Annotated in this window: 20 protein-coding genes; 6 read left to right on the forward strand and 14 right to left on the reverse strand. The window is 45.1% G+C overall.

From position 1 onward, the window contains the following. Positions 1–69: 69 nt before the first annotated feature. The 5 genes from VHA02S_RS13765 to VHA02S_RS13785 all read right to left on the reverse strand — a co-directional run bounded on the left by VHA02S_RS13765 (position 70) and on the right by VHA02S_RS13785 (position 4,875). On the reverse strand, positions 70–1,602 hold the full coding sequence (locus tag VHA02S_RS13765) for a phosphoethanolamine transferase (RefSeq protein WP_038897712.1): 1,533 nt from the start codon (positions 1,600–1,602) through the stop codon (positions 70–72). Between the two features lie 87 nt (positions 1,603–1,689). Continuing rightward, complete coding sequence (rpmG, locus tag VHA02S_RS13770) at positions 1,690–1,860, reverse strand: 50S ribosomal protein L33 (RefSeq protein WP_004410866.1); 171 nt, start codon at positions 1,858–1,860, stop codon at positions 1,690–1,692. Positions 1,861–1,873: 13 nt separating this feature from the next. After that, positions 1,874–2,110, reverse strand: a complete 237-nt coding sequence (gene rpmB, locus VHA02S_RS13775) for a 50S ribosomal protein L28 (protein WP_005384783.1) — start codon at positions 2,108–2,110, stop codon at positions 1,874–1,876. 303 nt (positions 2,111–2,413) lie between these two features. Beyond that, positions 2,414–3,088, reverse strand: a complete 675-nt coding sequence (gene radC / locus VHA02S_RS13780; protein WP_005449356.1) for a RadC family protein — start codon at positions 3,086–3,088, stop codon at positions 2,414–2,416. A gap of 113 nt (positions 3,089–3,201) precedes the next feature. After that, positions 3,202–4,875, reverse strand: coding sequence for a methyl-accepting chemotaxis protein (locus tag VHA02S_RS13785; RefSeq protein ID WP_029788917.1), 1,674 nt, complete (start codon positions 4,873–4,875; stop codon positions 3,202–3,204). A 207-nt stretch (positions 4,876–5,082) separates the two neighbouring features. Here VHA02S_RS13785 and coaBC point away from each other — a divergent pair, with 207 nt between their 5' ends. The 3 genes from coaBC to VHA02S_RS13800 all read left to right on the forward strand — a co-directional run bounded on the left by coaBC (position 5,083) and on the right by VHA02S_RS13800 (position 7,988). Next, on the forward strand, positions 5,083–6,282 hold the full coding sequence (coaBC, locus tag VHA02S_RS13790; protein ID WP_009701743.1) for a bifunctional phosphopantothenoylcysteine decarboxylase/phosphopantothenate--cysteine ligase CoaBC: 1,200 nt from the start codon (positions 5,083–5,085) through the stop codon (positions 6,280–6,282). Positions 6,283–6,441: 159 nt separating this feature from the next. Next, on the forward strand, positions 6,442–7,032 hold the full coding sequence (gene slmA / locus VHA02S_RS13795) for a nucleoid occlusion factor SlmA (protein ID WP_005449362.1): 591 nt from the start codon (positions 6,442–6,444) through the stop codon (positions 7,030–7,032). 5 nt (positions 7,033–7,037) lie between these two features. Beyond that, positions 7,038–7,988, forward strand: a complete 951-nt coding sequence (locus VHA02S_RS13800) for a Kdo(2)-lipid IV(A) acyltransferase (RefSeq protein WP_005449364.1) — start codon at positions 7,038–7,040, stop codon at positions 7,986–7,988. Between the two features lie 180 nt (positions 7,989–8,168). Here VHA02S_RS13800 and pyrE read toward each other — a convergent pair whose 3' ends face one another. Continuing rightward, positions 8,169–8,810: an orotate phosphoribosyltransferase gene (gene pyrE, locus VHA02S_RS13805; protein WP_005379384.1), complete on the reverse strand. Its 642-nt coding sequence runs from the start codon at positions 8,808–8,810 to the stop codon at positions 8,169–8,171. A 224-nt stretch (positions 8,811–9,034) separates the two neighbouring features. Further along, a complete protein-coding gene (rph, locus tag VHA02S_RS13810) occupies positions 9,035–9,751 on the reverse strand; it encodes a ribonuclease PH (protein ID WP_005430192.1) in 717 nt (238 codons plus the stop codon). Between the two features lie 174 nt (positions 9,752–9,925). Here rph and VHA02S_RS13815 point away from each other — a divergent pair, with 174 nt between their 5' ends. The 3 genes from VHA02S_RS13815 (at position 9,926) to VHA02S_RS13825 (ending at position 13,000) form a co-directional block, all read left to right on the forward strand. Further along, positions 9,926–10,792, forward strand: coding sequence for a YicC/YloC family endoribonuclease (locus VHA02S_RS13815; protein WP_009698958.1), 867 nt, complete (start codon positions 9,926–9,928; stop codon positions 10,790–10,792). Between the two features lie 126 nt (positions 10,793–10,918). Next, positions 10,919–12,337, forward strand: a complete 1,419-nt coding sequence (locus tag VHA02S_RS13820) for a winged helix-turn-helix domain-containing protein (protein WP_038897711.1) — start codon at positions 10,919–10,921, stop codon at positions 12,335–12,337. Between the two features lie 186 nt (positions 12,338–12,523). Further along, positions 12,524–13,000, forward strand: coding sequence for a hypothetical protein (locus VHA02S_RS13825; protein ID WP_009698961.1), 477 nt, complete (start codon positions 12,524–12,526; stop codon positions 12,998–13,000). A gap of 54 nt (positions 13,001–13,054) precedes the next feature. Here the strand turns inward: VHA02S_RS13825 and VHA02S_RS13830 are convergent, their stop codons facing one another. The 7 genes from VHA02S_RS13830 to VHA02S_RS13860 all read right to left on the reverse strand — a co-directional run bounded on the left by VHA02S_RS13830 (position 13,055) and on the right by VHA02S_RS13860 (position 19,993). Then, positions 13,055–14,008, reverse strand: a complete 954-nt coding sequence (locus tag VHA02S_RS13830; RefSeq protein WP_038897710.1) for a DMT family transporter — start codon at positions 14,006–14,008, stop codon at positions 13,055–13,057. Positions 14,009–14,209: 201 nt separating this feature from the next. Continuing rightward, entirely contained in the window at positions 14,210–14,581 is a 372-nt protein-coding gene (locus VHA02S_RS13835; RefSeq protein ID WP_038897709.1) for a hypothetical protein, read from the reverse strand. A gap of 173 nt (positions 14,582–14,754) precedes the next feature. Next, the gene (locus tag VHA02S_RS13840; protein ID WP_005449378.1) at positions 14,755–15,180 is read right to left on the reverse strand and encodes a phosphate-starvation-inducible protein PsiE; all 426 of its coding nucleotides are present in this window, start codon (positions 15,178–15,180) and stop codon (positions 14,755–14,757) included. Positions 15,181–15,341: 161 nt separating this feature from the next. Beyond that, positions 15,342–16,181 (reverse strand): ABC transporter ATP-binding protein, encoded by an 840-nt coding sequence (locus tag VHA02S_RS13845; protein ID WP_080640348.1) that lies wholly within the window; start codon positions 16,179–16,181, stop codon positions 15,342–15,344. Between the two features lie 36 nt (positions 16,182–16,217). After that, positions 16,218–17,075 (reverse strand): ABC transporter ATP-binding protein, encoded by an 858-nt coding sequence (locus VHA02S_RS13850; protein WP_005449382.1) that lies wholly within the window; start codon positions 17,073–17,075, stop codon positions 16,218–16,220. Between the two features lie 9 nt (positions 17,076–17,084). Continuing rightward, complete coding sequence (locus VHA02S_RS13855; RefSeq protein ID WP_038897708.1) at positions 17,085–18,911, reverse strand: extracellular solute-binding protein; 1,827 nt, start codon at positions 18,909–18,911, stop codon at positions 17,085–17,087. A gap of 38 nt (positions 18,912–18,949) precedes the next feature. After that, positions 18,950–19,993 carry an ABC transporter permease gene (locus VHA02S_RS13860; RefSeq protein ID WP_005449386.1) on the reverse strand — a complete coding sequence of 348 codons (1,044 nt, stop codon included), beginning with the start codon at positions 19,991–19,993 and terminating at the stop codon, positions 18,950–18,952.

Below are 19,993 nucleotides of genomic sequence, written 5' to 3' on the forward strand. Positions count from 1 at the left end.
AATTCACCTCATCGCGTAAATCAGCAGCAGCTTAACCAAGCTGCTGCTATTTAGAGAATCTACATTAAACTATGATTGAATCGGATCATCTTTTAACGTACTTAGCGGAACCAATTTACCTTCTCCATTATTCACTTCCGGCACATCCGCGTGTGAAGAGAAGAAAGAAGGTAACGCATCCAACCTCTGACTGGAGACACCCATCAATTCAGAGATTGCTTTGATCATTGTGAAGCCATTACGTGGATAATCAACTACTTTTCGTTCATTGAAGTCCGAACCAATAACAAACAAAGGCACTTCGTAGGATTGTTTTACCGATGGATCATGACGCAAGTTTTCACCACTATTGCGATGCCCAAGTCCGTGATCGGAAACATAAATCAAGTTGTATGGCAGCGACTGCTTCCCAGCAAGTTGGGTAATTTTCTCTAGCATTGTGTCTGTTTGCTTTATCGACTCAATGTAACAAGAGATCTTGCTGCCATTGAAGTCAAACTCAACATCACCTTCCACACGATCACAGAAGCCTGGGTGTGAGCCAATTAAGTGGATCACAATCAATTTTGATTTATCGTCACTCGACAGCGCTTTTTGAATGCTTGGCAGCAGTGTGCTGTCATAAACGTTCGAGTCTCTAAAGCTACCGCTGCGTGTAAAGGAAACATGCTCAGCATAGTTAGCAATTGAACTGATCCCGGTATCGAATTCTCCCATTCGACCCTGGTTAGAAATCCAATAGGTTTCCACACCAGCCATTTGCGCTAAGGTGTTGATGTTGTTATTCAGCTCAATATCAAGACCATCATTCATTGTGACGTAGCGCATTACCGAAGTGAACGTGTTCGGACCTGGGGACAAAAAGTTTGTCCAAAGCTGCCCTTTAGCCGTCGACATAAACGGCGTGTTTTCCATCGGTAGACCATACGCATTCATGTAGTCTTTTCGTACACTTTCACCAATCACAAAAATGGTGTTCTTAGCCTCGCTCGGTGTTTTAGTAATTTGCCAAGAGGCTGGGATTTCACGCTGAGCCATGATCTCTGCATTGTATTGATGGTACATGTTGTACGAATCAAACCAATCAAAGATAAATCGAACTGGTGGGTAACGCATGTAAGAGAGCAATGCATGCGTGTAGTCGCTATTAACATTACGGTCTTTAATGGTGCGAATAGGCTTATCTAAGAGTAAGAACGAAAACAAGATCAGACAGAATACTGATGTTTTACGACCTTTAAGTTGTGGTACCCATTTGAACAGGTAAAAGGACGCTGCAGCGAAAAGTGCCGCGACTGCCAACGTTTTGAGCTCCAAGTCATTAAAGAACTCAAGCGCTTCTGAAGGGTTGGTCTCAATCAGTGAAGAAATGATGGTCAAATTAGGATGACCATAATTCCAAGAAACAGGAATATAGAAAGTCGCAGTCACAGCTAACAAGGCATATACCCAGTGACCAATACGATGAGCTTTAAGAAAAGCAATCGTAATCGACATTAAGATAAGACAGTCCGCTTTTATTTCATAACCCAGTGCGGCACTAAACATCACAGCTAAGATAATTAATGCAACAAACTTCAAGGCTTGTAACCCTAAATGCATACTTACTTTACTCCTATAACTACAGCAAATAATAAAAAACCCAGCTCGAGAGCTGGGTTTTTTAAATCGTCAAAGAGACAAAATCAATTATTTGATTTTCGCTTCTTTGTACATAACGTGCTGGCGTACAACTGGATCAAATTTCTTGATCTCAAATTTGCCTGGCATGTTACGCTTGTTCTTATCAGTTGTGTAGAAGTGGCCTGTACCTGCTGAAGATACTAGACGGATTTTCTCACGAACGCCTTTCTTTGCCATTGCCTATTTCCTCTTAAACGTTTTCGCCACGTGCACGCATATCAGCAAGAACAGTATCAATACCCTTCTTGTCGATGATACGCATACCTTTTGCAGATAGGCGTAGTTTAACAAAACGTTTTTCGCTCTCTACCCAGAAACGATGAGTTTGTAGGTTCGGCAGAAAACGACGCTTAGTAGCATTTCGTGCGTGTGAACGGTTGTTACCCGTTACTGGACGCTTACCAGTTACTTGGCATACTCGTGACATGAATGTCTTCTCCAAAATCGTTTCAGCTCGATATCAACCTTGGTGGCCGAACCTCTCTATTTCTTGGAAAGAAGTTAGAGGTTAAGAACCGCTATGGAAAATCCATACAAGGCTATCAAAGGTCGCGCATTATACTAACTTGATATGCATTGCTCAAGACCCGAACAGATCCTTTTTACAGGTTTTCGTGATCTTTTTTTAGACAGCAGGTTTTTTCTAGCAGTCCAAGCTGAATTCAGTTAAAAATTTAGTGGCGAGGATGATAGCAGATTTTTAGCAACTAACAACCTAAAAAACGCACAGTTATATCCAACCTCTTTCGGCAAAAGAGACGCTTTCCCCATCTCCGATAACGAAATGGTCCAAAATCCGAATATCCACCAGTGCTAATGCATCAACTAAACGCCGCGTAATCCTTCTGTCTGCTTGGCTCGGCTCCGCTACACCAGATGGATGGTTGTGTGCCAGAATTAACGCAGCGGCATTATGGTGCAAGGCGCGTTTGACCACTTCTCTTGGATAAACTGACGCCGCATCGAGTGTGCCTTCAAATAAAATCTCATCTTTTATCACTCGATGCTGGTTATCTAAGAAAAGAATGTAAAAAGCCTCTCTTTGACGGTCTCTTAATATAGAGGAAAGGTAAAGTTTGGTTTGTTCTGGACTGGTTAACGCATCACCACGCTTTAATGTCTCAGCTAAATAGCGTTGTGTCATTTCCAAAACAGCTTGCAACTGCACATACTTGGCTTGCCCTAACCCTTTATGCTGGCAAAACTCTTTCTCTGAAGCCGAAAACAACTGGCGCAGTGATCCAAAGTCTTGAATAAGAAAGTCAGAAAGCTCTATTACGTTCATGCCTTGCGTGCCTGTACGTAGGAAAATTGCAAGTAACTCCGCATCCGATAGCGCTTGCGGACCGCGTTGCAGCAACTTCTCTCTTGGCATGGACTCGTTAGGCAAGGTTTTCAGTGTCATTAGTCGGCTCGATTGATGAGTGAGCGCCTATTGCACAAAATAAAAAGCGAAAGTCGAACCTGACTTTCGCTTTTTTCGTTAGCCACTGCTTTTCTATGTAATCAAGCGATCCATCAAAGCTTGAAATTTCCAACCAGATCGTGAATTTCAGATCCTGACTGTGACAACTGAGTACTGATGCCTTCCGCATGCTGAAGTGTGTCATTAATACGATTCACGATTTGCTGAATCGCCACTAGATTCTGGTTGATGTCTTCAGCAACAGCACTTTGCTCTTCAGCCGCAGAAGCGGTTTGAATGCCCATATCTCGAATTGTTCCGATAGAATGGTGCACGCCGGACAGCGATTGCTGAATCATTGACGACTCTTCAACGGTCTTCGCGCCGCGCTCTTGGCTAGCCGACATAGTGGTCACCGCTCTCGAAACACCAGTTTGTAGTTGCTTGAGCATATCGCCAATTTCATGGGTGCTGTTTTGCGTTCGACTGGCTAACGAGCGAACCTCATCAGCCACCACAGCAAAACCTCGACCTTGCTCGCCAGCACGTGCAGCTTCAATCGCAGCATTCAATGCGAGTAAGTTGGTCTGCTCGGCAATTTCACCAATAACATCGAGCACCTTAGTAATCTGCTCAGTTTGTTGGCTCAGTTCTGCAATCGCATCAGAAGTACTGTTCACTTCATCGACCAGCTTGCTAATGCCATCAATCGCTTGATCGACTTCGCGCTGCGCCTCGGTCACTTGTTCGTTCGCATCGTCAATCGCCTGAGCAGTAGCATTGGTATTACTTGCGACCTCTTTTGCCGTCATGCTCATTTGTGTTACTGCTGTTACCACCTTATCAGTTTCGAGGCAGTGGTTTTGCATTTGAGCACTGGCTTGAGACGTTTGCTGATCCAATTGTCCAGAGACGCTTTGTACTGTATTAGCAGAGCGCTGAATGTCCTGCATTAGCGGATGAAGCTTATCCATAAACTCATTAAATGCCGATGCCACCTCACCGACTTCATCTTTACTTTCAATTTTTAGACGAGCCGTCAAGTCGCCGCCACCGGCAGCCACGTCTTGTAAAGAAGCGGCAATATGTTGCAACGGAAGAATTCCTTTGGAGACGATGATGCTGGTAAGTACGCTAGTAATAATAAGCCCGATAACCGAGATTGTTACCGCTGAGATCGTATGTTCATTCAACTCTTGTGTACGCAGTTCACGCTGCATTGCCACTTGCTGATCAATATCATCAATATAGATGCCCGTACCAAGCACCCAGTCCCACTTAGACAAGTACTCGGCATAACCTAATTTTGGAGCTTGCGCATCAATAGTTGGTTTATGCCAAGAGAAATAAAGGAAACCATCTCCGTTCTTAGATGCATCAATCAGTCCGCCAATCACTGCTACGCCATTTTCATCTTTCAAGCCGATAAGGTTTTTACCTTCTAGGGATGGCTTAATCGCATGCAGCGTGTTGACCCCTTTCGAATCATAAGCAAAGAAATAACCGTCGCTTTCAAAACGCATCGCTTTGAGAATTTCTTTTGCCGCTTCTTTGTTATTGCCGTTTACGTCCGTATCGTAAAGCGGCTTTATCGCTGTAACACCCATCATCATGTAGGCTTGCAGCTCTTTTTTACGTGTATCAATCAGCTCTTGTCTATCTCGAGCTAATTCCGCTTCTAAGCTATTACTACCATTGATGTAATACACCACCGAGATCAATGTGGTGATCAACAACAAAGGGATCAGAGTCACCAGCAGCAATTTACTTCGACTTTTCAACACCATCTTATTCCACTACCTCATTATTGTTATTTTTCCCTTTCTATCTTGCAGAGCAAACAGAGATTGTCTGTGAAGTAAGCAAAAGTTTTATATAAGGCTCAGCAATTAATATTCGGTAGTTTGATATGGATTAGCTTCTGATCAGATTTGCGTGGGCGGTGAGAGATTCAGTTGTGCTAAACTCGTCGCCAGAAAAATTGGAGATCTCACATGCAAACACTAGCAGGAAAGAAAATTCTACTCGGCATCAGTGGCGGTATTGCCGCGTATAAATGTGCGGAGCTAACCCGTCGCCTAATAGAAAGAGGCGCACAAGTTCAAGTAGTGATGACCAAAGCGGCGAAGGAGTTCATTACTCCCTTAACCATGCAGGCAGTCTCTGGGCGTCCGGTGTCGGACAGCTTGTTAGACCCTGCGGCAGAAGCATCAATGGGTCACATTGAACTGGCAAAATGGGCAGATTTGGTTCTTCTTGCACCTGCAACTGCAGATTTGATTGCACGTATGTCGGCAGGTATGGGCAATGATTTGCTCACTACGTTAGTACTTGCGACAGATTCTCCTATCGCTGTTTCACCAGCAATGAATCAGCAGATGTACCGTAACGTCGCAACCCAAGAAAATATCGCAACACTGGCACGCCGTGGTATGCATATCTGGGGACCTGCGGCGGGTGAACAAGCATGTGGTGACATTGGTCCTGGTCGTATGCTAGAGCCAATGCAACTTGTCGGTTTGTGTGAACAGTTCTTCCAACCAAAACTGTTAGCAGGAAAATCAGTATTGATCACCGCGGGTCCGACTCGCGAAGCGATTGACCCAGTGCGATACATCTCTAACCACAGCTCAGGAAAAATGGGCTTTGCATTAGCGAATGCCGCAGCACAGTTGGGAGCCAAAGTAACGCTTATCAGCGGACCTGTCAGCTTGAATACGCCAGCAGGTGTTGAGCGTATCAACGTTGCGAGTGCTCAAGAGATGCATGCTGCTGTGACAACTCACGCGCCTAACCACGATGCTTTCATTAGCTGTGCGGCAGTGGCGGATTACCGCCCAGAAAATGTAGCGTCTCAAAAGTTAAAAAAGACTGAAAACAACGACCAGATGACCATCAATATGGTGAAAAACCCTGATATCGTAGCGACCGTTGCCAATATGACTGAGCAACGTCCATTCACGGTTGGCTTCGCAGCCGAAACCAACGATGTCGCTACTTACGCTCGTGGCAAACTGGTGAAGAAGAACCTCGACATGATTTGTGCGAACGATGTATCAGTTGAAGGTCAAGGCTTTAACAGTAACGACAACGCCATCACCCTGTTCTGGTCGCAAGGCGAACTGGCGTTAGCATTGGAATCAAAAGAAGCATTGAGCTTCAAAATCTTAGAAAAGATGCATGATTTAATGTAATAACCCTTTCGTTTTCATCGAAAACTGGCACAAATTTGGTACAAACATGACAACTGAGGGTGTTAAAGCTCCCATTACACCCTCGCTAGTCTAGTTTGATGCCAAATAGCGTCTTATAATCCCCTCCGCTCAACTTTGTATTTTGAAAGGAAGTAACTAATGGCCGGCAGTAAAAAATCCAATCGTCGTGAAGAAATCTTGCAAGCTCTCGCACAGATGCTTGAATCTACAGAAGGCGCTTCACGCATTACTACGGCAAAATTGGCTAAGCAAGTCGGTGTTTCAGAAGCGGCACTTTACCGTCACTTCCCAAGTAAAGCTCGCATGTTTGAAGGCTTGATTGAGTTCATTGAAGAAGCACTCATGACACGTATCAACCGTATTTTGGATGATGAGAAAGACACGCTAGAACGCATTCGCTTGGTTATGCATCTTATCTTGGCATTCTCAGAACGTAACCCAGGTTTGACACGCATTCTTTCTGGTCATGCTCTAATGTTTGAAAATGAGCGCCTACGCGATCGCATCAACCAGTTGTTTGAGCGCATCGAAACACAACTTCGTCAAATCCTGCGTGAACGTAAGATCCGTGAAGGTAAATCTTTCCCCGTTGAAGAGCGTATTTTAGCCGCTCAGATCCTAGGGCAAGTTGAAGGTAGCTTGAACCGCTTTGTTCGCAGTGACTTCAAATACCAACCAACGGCAAACTTTGACGAGTACTGGGCACTTCTTAGCGCACAAATTAAGTAGAGATTATGAGTAAAGACAAATTCACTAAGCCGGAGTTTTCTCTTTCCCTTCTCCACCCTCGCCACTGGGGCGTTTGGCTCGGCTTTGGCTTTTTGGCTATCGTAGTTAATATTCTTCCATACCGCATGCTGCTATCGTTAGGTCGTACGCTCGGTCACATCGGCATGCGCTATGGTAAAAAGCGTGTGCATGTTGCAACGCGTAACCTAGAGTTGGCATTTCCAGATAAGCCAGCAGAAGAGATTCAACATATTGTTGAAGAGAACTTCAAAAACACCGGTATGGCGTTAATTGAAACGGGCATCACTTGGTTTTGGCCAACGTGGCGTTTCAAAACGCTGATCATTGAGAAAGACCTAGTCGCACTTCGTGAGAAAGCCGCAGAAGGCAAAGGTGTCCTACTGTGCTGTGTTCATGCTCTTAACCTTGAGATCACGGCGCGCGCTTTTGCGGTTCTTGGCGTGGCTGGGTACGGTGCGTTCCGTCCACATGACAACCCTGCGTACAACTTCATCCAGTATTGGGGGCGCACACATAACGGCAACAAACTGATTGACCGTAAAGACGTTAAACAGATGATTCGCGTTCTACGCAGCGGTGAGCGCTTGTTCTACCTGCCGGACCACGATTACGGTCGCAACAAATCTGTATTTGTGCCGTTCTTTGCGGTCGAAGATGCATGCACCACAACTGGCACTAGTATTTTGGCTTACACATCTAAGTGCTCGATTATTCCGGGTTCTGGTTTCCGCAATAAAGATGGCAAGTATGAAATCATTGCTGATAAGTGCATTGAAGCCGACTATCCGAAAAAGGATGAAGTCGCAGCAGCGGCTTATATGAACACCTTTGTAGAAGAAGTGATTCTGCGCGCACCAGAGCAATGGATGTGGCTACACAAACGCTATAAAACAATGCCTGACGAAAGCACGCCGAAAGGTATTCGCTACAAATAGGTGACGTCGACAGATTAAAAAGGGGCTGATGGATAACCACCAGCCCCTTTTTCTTTCTGTAAAACCAGACTCCCAATTCATCGTTCTTCCTCTTGAAAATGACGATGAACAATCTCATTAACGTCATTTCCTACAGTGAGGAGCAAACGCGATAGGAAATCTCGCTTTCCAAATTCAGAATTAAATGCCGTATTCTGCGCGGTACGCTTTGACTGCTTCTAGGTGCTCTTTGTCTGTACCTTTCTCTTCAAGGAAAGTCACAAGGTCAGTCAGGCTAACGATTGAGATGATTGCACAACCAAAGTCACGCTCCACTTCTTGAATCGCAGACAGCTCACCTTTGCCTTTTTCTTGGCGGTCAATCGCAACCAACACACCAGCAAGGTCTGCGCCATTTGCTTGAATGATTTCCATCGATTCACGAATCGCAGTACCTGCTGTGATTACGTCATCCACTAGCATAATACGACCTTCAAGCGCCGAGCCTACAAGGTTACCGCCTTCGCCGTGGTCTTTCGCTTCTTTACGGTTGAAGCAGTAAGGCGTGTCGATATCGTGGTGATCCGCTAGCGCTACTGCTGTTGTCGTCGCGATTGGAATACCTTTGTACGCTGGACCAAACAGCACATCAAACTCAATGCCTGAATCCGCAAGCGCTGCGGCATAAAAACGACCAAGACGCGCTAGGTCACGACCAGTATTGAAAAGACCAGCGTTAAAGAAGTACGGGCTTTTACGGCCAGATTTCAAAGTAAACTCACCAAACTTAAGAACTTCTTTCTCAAGTGCAAACTCAATAAATTCACGCTGGTATGCTTTCATTATTTTCTCTCTAAATGCAGGCTTGGTATCCATATTCCCAAGCAGTTAATAAACACTAATGCGTTATCTCCTAAGTAGATGGATTTACAGCTAGGCAGCAAGTTTTTCTATCCCTATGAGCATAGTTTTCTATGTGATTAGGGTAGAAAAATGAAGCGAACAACGCTGTAGATTCATATACGACGGAGATAAAAAAATAGCCCCCATAATGGGAGCTATCTAAATCAATTGGCTAACGCCGCCTTCTGCGCTGCGACAATTTCCGTAATGCCGACTTTCGCCGACTCTAACAGAGCCATCAGTTGCTCATGACTGAACGGTTCACCTTCTGCGGTGCCCTGAATTTCAATCATCTTGCCTTCTTCTGTCATCACAACGTTCATGTCTGTGTCTGCCGCTGAATCTTCAACGTACTCAAGGTCACACAGAACATCATCGCCTAGCAAACCAACTGAAACTGCCGCTACGTGACCTTTCATTGGGTTTGCTTTTAGCTTGCCGCTATCCACTAGGTGTTGAAACGCGTCTGCCATTGCAACGCTTGCGCCGCTGATAGATGCAGTGCGAGTACCGCCGTCTGCTTGGATAACATCACAGTCAACCGTGATCATGAACTCACCCATCGCTTGTAGATCAACCACTGCGCGTAGGCTACGTGCGATCAAGCGTTGGATTTCCATCGTACGACCACCTTGCTTACCGTTTGCCGCTTCACGACGAGTACGCGAGTGAGTTGCACGAGGTAGCATGCCGTATTCAGCCGTTACCCAGCCTTTACCTTGACCTTTTAGCCAACGAGGCACAGATTCTTCAACGGTCGCATTACACAACACTTTGGTGTTACCAAATTCAACTAACACTGAGCCTTCAGCGTAAGCTGTGTAGTTACGAGTAATTTTGATTGGGCGAACTTGGTCCGCCTTGCGATCGTTTGGACGCATGGGCATCTACCTTAAGTAATGAGGAGAAGACGATTTGGTTGGGCGCAGATTATAACGGAATCGATTAAATAAAGCTATCTGGACAATCTCGACTCAGAATAGCAAAGCCACTGCCATTTGGCTGTGCTACTATTGCGGGGTAATTTTCAGCAAATTAGAAGACAGGAAAATTCAATGATTTACAGTATGACAGCGTACGCGCGTAAAGAAGTGAAAGGCGATTGGGGTAGCGCAGTATGGGAAATCCGCAGTGTAAACCAACGCTACCTAGAAACTTATTTCCGTATGCCAGAGCAGTTCCGTGCTCTTGAGCCAGTACTGCGTGAGCGTTTTCGTAAGCGCCTAGCACGCGGCAAAGTAGAATGTAGCCTGCGTTTTGAAGCTAACCCAGCAGCAAAAGCTGAACTAAGCATCAATGAAGCACTGGCAAACCAAGTGATCAAAGCCGCTGAGCAAGTGATGCACATGACTGGTGAGCTAAGCCGCATTAACCCATTCCAAGTAATGCAATGGCCAGGTGTGATGGAAACACCAGAGCAAAACATGGATGAGGTAAACAAAGAACTGCTTGCTGCTTTTGACGAAGCAATCAACGAGTTCATCGACGCGCGTGGTCGTGAAGGCGACAATATGAAAGCGCTTATCGAGCAACGCCTAGAAGCGATCACTGCAGAAGTTGTAAAAGTTCGCGCACGCATGCCAGAAATCCTAGAGTGGCAACGTGAGCGTCTGTTCTCGAAGTTTGAAGATGCAAAAGTAGAGCTAGACCCATCTCGCGTTGAACAAGAACTTATCCTTCTGGCACAAAAATCAGACGTAGCAGAAGAGCTAGACCGTCTTGACTCTCACGTGAAAGAGACCACAAACATCTTGAAAAAAGGTGGTGCTGTCGGTCGTCGTCTGGACTTCATGATGCAAGAGTTCAACCGTGAATCGAACACGCTAGCGTCAAAATCTATCAGCACAGACATCACCGCATCAGGTGTTGAACTGAAAGTTCTGATTGAGCAAATGCGCGAACAGATCCAGAACATCGAGTAATAAAAGACCTTGATGAGATATCAAAAAGCCTCGCACTGCGGGGCTTTTTATTTGCTGATGCTGAACTTGCTTCCTATTTATAAAACCAATAGGCTTGTGTGGTTACTTCTAAACCATTGAATCGCTATGACTCGCTCGCATTGCTTCATCCTGCAACATGACTCCCCTATTTCTTTCTATCCTGATAAAAATCAGTTGATGATTGATAGTGAGGAGATTCATTTAGAACCATTGCAAGCAAAACTGCTGAGCTACTTTATCGAGAACCGTGGGAAAGTACTGAGTACCCAGCAAATAGCCGCCGATGTCTGGCAAAGAACGCAGGTTTCCGACAACTTGGTGAGACAAGTGATCAGTCTACTGCGCAGTCAGCTTCAGGACAAAACGCGTCCATATCGCATCATTCAAACCATTCCTAAGCAAGGTTACTTATTTGATATCGAAGTGACTGAGCCAAGCATAACGCGCACTCCAATCACTGAAGAAGCCGTTTTACTTACTCGTACCACTAAGCCTAAAAACAAGCGCTTAGTTTTAGCTGTAGCGACAATCCTGACTGTTGGAATTATTGCGGCTTGGGCAGTGCAAAATGGTGACACCATTGATGACACCACGGTAATCACAGCACAACAAAGCGACGTAGTGCCCGTTTATATTCATGATATTACGCTTGATTCCACCAGCAACTTTGAAATGGCAGAAAGCGTATATAACTATCTCTTCTATGGGTTAAATTCAGCCAAAAACCTATCTGGTTATCACTATTCTCAGTTATCCCAACAAAGTAAGCAGTCTCTTGCCAACCACGGTGTTGAGCTCAAAAGCTGGATTAAGAAAGTAGATAGCAATTATGTGCTTAGCGTCTTGGTGCAAAACAACCATCAACCCAACCAGAGCCAAAAGGTAGAGAAGACGTTTAACCAAGATAACTTCTTCGATGCTATCGGCGATGTAATTTTAGAAATCAAAGCCATCATTGCACCAATGAGTTCCGATTACGAAGTGACTAGCCATCGCGTGACTTCCATCAGTAACTATGACGATTGGAAAGTGATCTCTGAAGGGATTTCTCTTTTCTATCAAGGTAAAGGTGGTCCTGATTTTTCGGATATTGCTCAGCAGCTTAATGCGATTCAACAACAAGGGCGAGACAGCTATTTGGTCAGCGCTTTGTTGTCTTACTCTGAATCTTTAGCTTACTTACGCGAGCACAAACAAGAAGATCGCGAACAGGCGCTTCACTCAGCTAAGCAGGCGTTCGAACTGAACCCACGCTGTGATATTGCCAACCTCACTTTGGGGCTTGCTTTGCTTATCAACCAGCACCCGAATCAAGCCTTCCCCTACTTGTTTTATGCAGCAGAAAGCACGCCAAGCCCAATCAGTTTTTACTTGCTCAGTGTGGCTGACAAACTCGCAGATAACCCGAAAGGCTCGCAATACAATTACCAACGCTATACGGAGATGAAAAAAGAGCATAACGGTCAACTGTTTGATCTTATTGAATCTTCACAAAAAGCAAACCTATTCCAAACAGCAGAATAGCCTCAAATAAAGCGAAGTGAAAAATCGCTGCTCTCGCCTATTGTTCAGTCAACTTCCTCAATGCTGATGGGTATTCTGGATGTTTGATTTTTGTTTGGAGTTCAACTCGCTTGCCTTGCATCAAGCGTAAAAAACGCACCTTCCACATACTTGTAAACCAAATCATTCATTTCTTGGGATACACACATGTTGAAGAAGTTTGCTTTTCAGATCATTCCAATCCAGATCTTTCTGTTCGTCTTTTGGTTCAAAAATGGCTTTATCGATAAAGTGATGGGTGTGCTACTTGGCATCATCACGCCTGATACCGCCTATGCAGGTGATACTTGGGCTGGCTGGAAAGGTTATATCGTTGGAACGTGGGATAAGAGCCAAGTCGGTCATGCACTGCTGAGCCCAACGTTTGACTTTATGTTCCCGATTCTCATTGCTTTGCAGTGCTTACCGTTTTTATTGGTGATTCGCTCGGTGCTGGCAGGCGAGTTTATGGCTGGTAAAGAACGTCCGTGGCTACTCTATGCGGCTTTTGCATCTCTGTTCGTAACGGGTTGTATGGCTTTCACCCAAACCATTACGGGAGCAAGTGATGGGCAATATCTATGGCAATTTATTGGCTTTAGCATGGTTGCTATCATGTATCTGCGTAACGAACAAGGTAAATAGCATTACGCCAAAAGCCCCAACTAAATGGGGCTTTTTCATGATGTTTAGCCTATGTTAGGCATTGATATTCTTCATACAATGTTCACATAGCACAGGCTTTTTCTCAGCAGGTTTTAGGCGAAAACGCTGCCAAAAAGCAGGCTCGGCTTTAGTCAAAAAAATACCTCCGAGCAATGGCAGCAGCAGAGCAACGGAAACTAATGACAAACTGTTACCTGCAATCCATGTTGAAAGGCTAAGCGCTATCAACGGGAAGAATAGGAAACAAATCGAGGCGGTAAACGGCGTCGACACTTGTCCAAGCTTAAAGTACGCCACGATGCCACCAACGCTAGCAAACATACCGAGATAAATCACAGCGGTAATCGAATCCATCGAGAACTGAGAAAGATCCGGCTGTTCGACAATCAGTGAGGTGATAAAGAGCAACGCTGAGGCAACAAAGCTTGGAAAGGCGTTGTAAGTCAGCACTGGAATGCCTTTACAGAACTTTTCAACAAACACGTACATCACCGAATGAATCGCGACCGCGCCGCCTAAAGCGAGAAAGCCCAGTAGATAATCCTCGCCACCTAAACTCATCTCTTTCGCCAGAATCAAAACTAAGCTCAGAACCGCAACCAAAAGACCGGCAATCTGAGATTTACGTAACCTAAGCCCAAGGAACAAGCTCGATGTCACCATGACTGCGATTGGCATATTGGCGAAGATGATCGAAGCAAGACCTGATGAAATATACTGTTCGCCAAAAATCATCAAGGTAAATGGAATCGCGAAATAGAAAATCGCAACCACGAACATCCAAAATACTTTTCCCTTAGGAAAGAACAGGGGTTGATTGAGGTGTTTCGCCAACATGATTAATAGCGGCGCAGCGATCAGGAAGCGCAGACCGGTGGCAAAGATGGGCGGAATAGTTTGCACTGCCACTTCCATCGCAAACCACGTGGTGCCCCAAATCAAGCACACAGACACAAATAAGATGATTGGTAAATGCTTATGCGTCATGGCGACCTCCCGCTTGTCGGTTGATAACAAGGTTTGGTAGGCACGCAGCAAGGTGCTCAGTACGAGCAATTAGATTGGTTTTCATTTTTCATTCCCATCACAGGATGGTGCAAATAGGGAGCTATTTACACGCGTAACAAATTCGCACGGCATTACGTGCAGTAAAATTGTTGGCAGCGAAATGATGCTGCGAGATAGGAATTAAGCTATCGGAGGACGATAGTGAGAGTGCATTTCTGCACTGGTATAGAGCGCGATTTTGCTTATCGCCAGTTCATCTCTGTAAGGTGCTTCATAAGATCTTGGCTGAGTTTCAACAACAGCCGTCCCCGATGCGTGACCATGAGAACAACACTGCTTTTCAAAGCATGTTCCGCCCGGTTCACAGCAACCTGACTCGTTCTCTTCTACCGAGCCAAAGGTCAAATCACAGTAGCTAATATGCAGAGAATCAGCCATCGCCATGTGATTCGCCGTTGATGGTATTTCTGCACGAGCGAGACCGCTTGAAAGCGCAAAAGCAATCAAGACACTCAGCAGAAAGTAAATTGTCGATGTGCTTTTCGCTAGCATCACAATATCTCATCAAACAGGCAGAAAAAGAAAAGGTTAGTGTGAAGATACTCATCAATAGAGCAAGAAACAAGATGGCTTGAGATGACTTTACACTTTTTTACCCCCCAAGCCATTTGGATGCGATTTCCCTTCACGCAAAAATAAAGCCTCGCACTGAGCGAGGCTTAACATCATTCGTCTTTTTCGGCGGTTTGATTATCTATATACGGCCAATAATGGTGACCAACTCGAATAACCAAGGTTGCCGCAGCCAGAATAAACGCAGCTAAAGAGAGCCATACTATCATCACGGAGTCGAGCTCTTTCATACCAAGCGTGATGTAGCGAGCAATGGCCATCATGGCAATATAAATTGGGTAACGAACGGGTATCTTACCATTCATCACGAACTGCCCGACCATGGCGAGCACTTCCAAATAGATAAACATCAATAAGATGTCATCGAGCGATACACGCTTTTGTACATAAATGTGAATAAACTCTTCCACCATCGCCCACACAGTTGCCAAAGTAATGGCGACCAGAAGCACGGCTTCAAGCACATGAAAGATTTTCAGAAATGGACGACTGAATGATTTAGGTAAATGCGACGGCATAGCCAACTATCCAAACAAATCAAAGGAATAAGTTTGCAGTGTAGCACGCTCTTTTCAAGAAGCTGAAGAGCGCCCTCTCTCAGCGAGAAAAAACACACATAATAAAAACGCTCCAACCAAGTGGAGCGTTTTTCGATCATGATTTTACTCAGCGGATGGCGTTACGCCACTTGCTGCTTTTTTTCTGCTAAACGCTTTTTCTTGCGGTATTTCGGGTGTGTAATCGGAATCGCGGACAAGAGTTTCTTGGTGTAATCATTTTGAGGGTCTGCGTAGATTTCCTTCGCCTTACCTGCTTCCACTACTTTACCAAAATACATCACCGCCACTTTATCAGACACATGTTTCACCACAGACAAATCATGAGAGATAAAGATGATTGCAAGGTTCATTTCTTGCTGAAGTTGCAGTAACAAGTTCAAGATCTGCGCCTGAACAGACACATCCAATGCAGAGACCGACTCATCACAGATTAGCAATTTAGGTTTTAGCGCAATGGCACGAGCAATACCGATACGCTGACGTTGACCGCCAGAAAATTCGTGTGGATAACGGTTTACAGCGGTTTCAGGTAAACCGACTTTTACAAGCAACTCCTTCACCCACTGTTTTCGCTCTGCAGATGTACCAATCTTATGAATCACATACGGCTCTTCGAGAATCATACCAATCGTATGACGTTGATTGAGTGACTCCATTGGGTCCTGAAAGACAATCTGCATGTCCTTACGTAACGAACGCATTTCTTTGACGGAAAACTTGGTAATGTCTTTACCTTCAAAGAAAATCTTACCTTCTGTCGGTTCGTACAGCTTTAGGATCGTACGGCCTAGTGTGCTTTTTCCACAACCAGACTCACCGACGAGCCCAAGGGTCTCGCCCTGACCTACTGACAACGACACACCATCAACAGCTTTAATGGTATATCCCTTCTTAAACAGTCCTTTACCAGATACAAAGTGCTGCTTAAGATTTTCAATTCTTAATACTTCTTTTGCCATAACATCCTCTTTTATGACTTGTTCACTTTGCACCAGTTAGCTAGCAAACATACTGGCATCAATCGGTTTAATGTCGATCATCTGCTTAGGTTCATTATCTAAACTTGGCATCAAGCCCATCAAACGCTCTGTGTACGGGTGTTGCGGGTTGTCAAACAGTTCGAAAATTTCAGCTTTTTCGACAATACGACCGCCATACATGACTGCCACGTCATCGCACACTTCCGCAACAACACCAAGGTCATGAGTAATGAAGATCATCGCCATACCCGTTTCTTCTTGAAGTTCATTCATTAGTTCAAGAATAGACGCCTGTACCGTTACATCCAATGCCGTAGTTGGCTCATCACAGATAAGAATGTCTGGTTTACACGCCAACGCCATCGCAATCATCACACGCTGACGCATACCACCCGATAGATTATGCGGGTACTCATTCAAGCGTTTTTCCGGCATCGGAATTTTCACTTTCGCCAACATTTCTATCGCGTAAGCTTCACGCTCTTTCTTACCAAGTTCAGGCCGATGCAGCTCTAACACTTCGCAAAGCTGACGACCGATTGAATGAACTGGATTCAACGCTGTCATTGGGTCTTGAAAGATGATTGAGATGCGGTCACCACGCATGGCATACATCTCTTCTGCAGGTAAGGTAACTAAATTAGTACCACGGTAGTCAATCTCACCATTGACGATATTGCCATAAGGTTTTGGCAACAGCCCCATGATAGACATGGAGGTAACGCTCTTACCACTACCGGATTCACCTACTAGACCCAGCGTACGACCAGCGCGAACATCAAAATTCACACCATGCAGCACTTTTACCGGACCATCATCAGTAGTGAATTCAACCTCAAGGTCTTTAACACTCAGGATTACATCGTTTTCCATAACACATCCTTACAGCTTATACGTGTCATCAACGACAACAACAGGTTCAAAGGTTTTACCCGACTTCATCGCTTTCTGGGTTTCTTTCTTCACGTCTTTGTCGATCCAATACGTGCCATCACCGATAATTCCGCCACTAAACAACGCTTCTGTCATTCGATTCATTGGTTTCTCTGGCAATTTCAACCAACGCCAGTGTCCATAACGAACGTAAGGAACCATGTAGCCAGAAACAATCACGTGCGCATCAATAATGTCTCGCTGAATCTCATGACCTAGTTGGATCTTCTTATCCATGTCCATGTTAAAGCGATACGCAATGATCTTTTCATCTAACTCTGGCGTGCTGTAGTTAGTGAATGAGTTCGTTTGCGGTTTGTTGGCGTTCACGGAATGGAAGTATTCCCAGTAAGTTGGGATTTCCGAAGTACCCATATCAAAGAAAGCAAGTTCGTGTTTTTTCTCACGTACATACTTAAACATCGATGAACCATCAATCAGCTTCAGCTCAATGTCCAATCCTGCCAATTTTGCCTGTTCACGCAAGAAAGCAATACGCGGTGTATGAACTGGAGAGGAGTACGTCAATTCAAAGCTCAAACGCTGACCTTTATCATTCACGCGAATACCATCGGAACCAATCTTATCGAAGCCTGCAGCTTCAAACGCTGCCGCCGCTTTTTCTGGTTCAAACTTGGGCGCTTTCACATCTGGTAAAGTGTACTTACCATGCCCAAAGCCTGTTGGGTTGGGTTTACGGCTGTAGTCTCCACGCATAACATTCTCAATCATGCCGTCGAAATCTGTCGCGTAAGTGATCCCTTTGCGAATGTTTAAATCATCAAGTAGAGGCATAGCAGTGTTTATCCACACGCCACCTGCACCAACGGGATATTGGTTGTAACCCCAGAACTTCTCAATGTAACCCTTTTGGTAAGGGGCAGTATTGGATTTATCATGCCATAGACTTGGCAAAACCAACGCAAATGCGTCCAACTTACCTTTTTCAAAGTGCTTCATCGCAATATCACTATCGCGGATAACCGTGATACGAATTTTGTCGACGTTATAGCGATTCTCGTAGTACTTGTTGGTGTAACCCCACCAGTCCTCTCCTACATGCTTAAAGGTAACGCTTTTACCTTTTTTGATGTCCGCTAAGTAATAAGCACTGGTCGTTGGTTCACTTTTAAAGTTGTAGTAGCGCACAAAATCATCATGAATGCCGTCACCGTTCGCGTCTTTCTTCGGATTCGCATAGAAATGAGCAGGACGAGGACGTAGCGCCCCCATTCTCAATAACAACTCTTCTGGGTTGAGCTCTTTCGCAGCCTTCACGGCGAAGGTGTGATCGTCAAATTTGATAACATCAGCTACCGTTTTGTTGTAATAGTCGTTGTACCAAGGCTCTAAAATGTCTTTCGAGCGGTAAAACTTAAGCATAAAAACAAAATCGTCTGCCGTGACTGGCTTGCCATCCGACCATTTAGCTTGTGGGTTCAGTTTGAAATAAACCGTTTTATTGTCACCCGCTAATGCCCACTCATTGGCTAGCTCTGGGATGAATTCAAGCGTATCTGGGTGGCGAACCACCAACCCTGGAGTTTCATCCAAGATGAAAGAGCGTAAGCCAGAGTTAGCATCAGGACCAACACTGCGTAGAGTCTGGGGAAAGCTCGACATATAAGTGCGGTAAGTCCCACCACGCTTTGCTTCAGGAGAGCCATATTGCGGCTCATCCCAGTTCGTTTGCCAGTTTAAGTCAGTCGGAAGCGTCGCTGACATCGCACCAAAACTTAGGGCGCTTAGCGTGGACGCTAAAATTATTTTTTTCATAAAACTTCCCTTTTTTATGTTTTGCTCACAGTGCATGCTTAAACATAGCGTGTGAATTTTTTCGGGTCGAATGCTGCTCGAATCGCTTCACCGATAAAGGTCACCATAACCAGTACCAGAACAATCGAGCTCACTACTGATGCAACGATCCATGGCGAGTCTAGGTTCGACTTACCTTGTTGCAACAACTCACCCCAACTTGGCGTTGGAGGCATCAAACCAAGGCCTAGGTAATCCAGTGCCGTCAGTGCAGTGATGTTTGCAGCGATAGTAAATGGTGCAAGAGTCACAATCATAACCATGGTATTTGGCAAGATGTGGTTGAATAGAATACGTCCAGTGGATGCACCAAGTGCGCGCGCAGCCATCACGTATTCACGAGCTGATTCTTTATAAGTCATGGTACGCATGTACCACGTCATCCCCATCCATCCAAAGAGTACGTTGATGGCAACGAATAAGGTGAACGTGGGCTGAACTATCGAAACTAAAATCATGATGACGTACAAAAACGGCACCATAGACCACACTTCGATCAAACGTTGAACAAACAGGTCAAACTTACCGCCCCAAAAGCCCATCGCACAGCCAACAGCAGTACCAATCGCATACGAGATTGCCATTGTCAGCAAGGCAAACCCCATCGCCGTTCGAAAGCCGTAAACCAATCGAGCTAAGATGTCTCGGCCAATCACGTCCGTTCCAAGGTAGTGTTTACTCTCAGCATCTGGAGCCGTTGGTGGGAAGTCACCGCTAAAATCTTGCTCGTACGGGTTCCACGGCACAATCGGCAGAATAACGAAGTTATCACCACCTTCCGCTTCGAAGACTTTTTGCAGCTCGCGGTAATCCGCTTCACTGGAAGACGCTTGACCAAACTCGCTGCCTAAACGCACATCACTCACCACAGGAAAGTAAAAGCTACCGTCGTATTTGACGACAAGCGCTTTACTGTTGATCAACAACTCAGCAAATAGAGAAAGGATCAACATGGTCGATAAGATCACAAATGACCAGTAACCACGTTTGATTTCTTTAAAGTGGCGGATTTTCTTTTGAGTTAACGGGCTAACTTTAATCAT

Source organism: Vibrio harveyi NBRC 15634 = ATCC 14126 = KCTC 12724 (assembly GCF_001591145.1).
Taxonomy (GTDB): domain Bacteria; phylum Pseudomonadota; class Gammaproteobacteria; order Enterobacterales; family Vibrionaceae; genus Vibrio; species Vibrio harveyi.

What these genes read in the sequence shown, in the direction of transcription:
- VHA02S_RS13825 (WP_009698961.1), top strand. Translation starts at nt 12,524, where the DNA reads ATGTTGAAGAAGTTTGCTTTTCAGATCATTCCAATCCAGATCTTTCTG.
- VHA02S_RS13860 (WP_005449386.1), bottom strand. Translation starts at nt 19,993, where the DNA reads ATGATTAAAGTTAGCCCGTTAACTCAAAAGAAAATCCGCCACTTTAAA.
- VHA02S_RS13765 (WP_038897712.1), bottom strand. Translation starts at nt 1,602, where the DNA reads ATGCATTTAGGGTTACAAGCCTTGAAGTTTGTTGCATTAATTATCTTA.
- rpmG (WP_004410866.1), bottom strand. Translation starts at nt 1,860, where the DNA reads ATGGCAAAGAAAGGCGTTCGTGAGAAAATCCGTCTAGTATCTTCAGCA.
- VHA02S_RS13840 (WP_005449378.1), bottom strand. Translation starts at nt 15,180, where the DNA reads ATGCCGTCGCATTTACCTAAATCATTCAGTCGTCCATTTCTGAAAATC.
- rpmB (WP_005384783.1), bottom strand. Translation starts at nt 2,110, where the DNA reads ATGTCACGAGTATGCCAAGTAACTGGTAAGCGTCCAGTAACGGGTAAC.
- rph (WP_005430192.1), bottom strand. Translation starts at nt 9,751, where the DNA reads ATGCGTCCAAACGATCGCAAGGCGGACCAAGTTCGCCCAATCAAAATT.
- pyrE (WP_005379384.1), bottom strand. Translation starts at nt 8,810, where the DNA reads ATGAAAGCATACCAGCGTGAATTTATTGAGTTTGCACTTGAGAAAGAA.
- VHA02S_RS13785 (WP_029788917.1), bottom strand. Translation starts at nt 4,875, where the DNA reads ATGGTGTTGAAAAGTCGAAGTAAATTGCTGCTGGTGACTCTGATCCCT.
- VHA02S_RS13835 (WP_038897709.1), bottom strand. Translation starts at nt 14,581, where the DNA reads ATGCTAGCGAAAAGCACATCGACAATTTACTTTCTGCTGAGTGTCTTG.
- VHA02S_RS13850 (WP_005449382.1), bottom strand. Translation starts at nt 17,075, where the DNA reads ATGGAAAACGATGTAATCCTGAGTGTTAAAGACCTTGAGGTTGAATTC.
- VHA02S_RS13830 (WP_038897710.1), bottom strand. Translation starts at nt 14,008, where the DNA reads ATGACGCATAAGCATTTACCAATCATCTTATTTGTGTCTGTGTGCTTG.
- slmA (WP_005449362.1), top strand. Translation starts at nt 6,442, where the DNA reads ATGGCCGGCAGTAAAAAATCCAATCGTCGTGAAGAAATCTTGCAAGCT.
- VHA02S_RS13820 (WP_038897711.1), top strand. Translation starts at nt 10,919, where the DNA reads ATGACTCGCTCGCATTGCTTCATCCTGCAACATGACTCCCCTATTTCT.
- VHA02S_RS13815 (WP_009698958.1), top strand. Translation starts at nt 9,926, where the DNA reads ATGATTTACAGTATGACAGCGTACGCGCGTAAAGAAGTGAAAGGCGAT.
- radC (WP_005449356.1), bottom strand. Translation starts at nt 3,088, where the DNA reads ATGACACTGAAAACCTTGCCTAACGAGTCCATGCCAAGAGAGAAGTTG.
- VHA02S_RS13800 (WP_005449364.1), top strand. Translation starts at nt 7,038, where the DNA reads ATGAGTAAAGACAAATTCACTAAGCCGGAGTTTTCTCTTTCCCTTCTC.
- coaBC (WP_009701743.1), top strand. Translation starts at nt 5,083, where the DNA reads ATGCAAACACTAGCAGGAAAGAAAATTCTACTCGGCATCAGTGGCGGT.
- VHA02S_RS13845 (WP_080640348.1), bottom strand. Translation starts at nt 16,181, where the DNA reads ATGGCAAAAGAAGTATTAAGAATTGAAAATCTTAAGCAGCACTTTGTA.
- VHA02S_RS13855 (WP_038897708.1), bottom strand. Translation starts at nt 18,911, where the DNA reads ATGAAAAAAATAATTTTAGCGTCCACGCTAAGCGCCCTAAGTTTTGGT.